The organism is Dyella sp. ASV21, from assembly GCF_016428975.1.
GTDB lineage: Bacteria > Pseudomonadota > Gammaproteobacteria > Xanthomonadales > Rhodanobacteraceae > Dyella.
Genome location: NZ_JAELTT010000160.1, coordinates 1 through 693 on the forward strand (window position 1 = coordinate 1; position 693 = coordinate 693).

Annotated in this window: 1 protein-coding gene; it reads right to left on the bottom strand. The window is 67.5% G+C overall.

Features of this window, described 5'->3' with window-relative positions:
- Positions 1-693, bottom strand: a 693-nt coding sequence (gene tssI / locus JHD67_RS21390; RefSeq protein ID WP_199101158.1) for a type VI secretion system tip protein TssI/VgrG, incomplete at both ends; no start/stop codon positions are given.

The following is a 693-nucleotide window of genomic DNA, read 5'->3' on the forward strand; positions in this document are numbered from 1 at the left end:
TGCGGTCGTGGCCGATGGTGATGCGTTCGTCGTGCTCGACCTGTTCGGTGCGGTCGTGGCCCACGCGGGTGGTTTCGTCGTGCTCGACGACGATGTTCTGGTCCCTCTGCGCGTGGACGTAGATTTCCTCCTGGCCGGCTTCGTCCTCGAAGCGCAGCTCGTTACTGCCCTTGCCTTTGTGCGTCTGGCTCTTGATGGTCATGCGCGTCTTGTGACGCGGCAGCGCGTAGGGCGGCGGGTTGAGCGCGTTGTACACGCGACCGATCACCATGGGGCGGTCGCAGTCGCCGTCCACGTAGTCGATCATCACCTGTTGGCCAATGCGCGGAATGGCCATGGCGCCCCAGCCGGCGCCGGCCCAGCCTTGCGCCACCGGTACCCAGTAGGAGCGGTGTTCGTTGAACGCGCCGTGGCGATCCCACGGAAACTGCACGCACACCTCGCCCCGCGCGTTGACGTAGATCTCCTCCTGCGCCGGCCCCACCACGGTCGCCGCCTGCGGGCCGTCCATGCGCGGCCTGGGGCTGTGCGGCGGCTTCCATTCCACACGGTCGGGCAGCAGCTGTGCGGTGTAGTGGTAGTGCGTGCCTTCGCTGGCGTCGGCGCCGTCTTCTTCCTGGCTGGTGGTCTGGGTGCCTTGGTGCACCATGGCAAGCACGCGCCAGCCGGTGTTCCAGCCGTCGCGTGGATGGC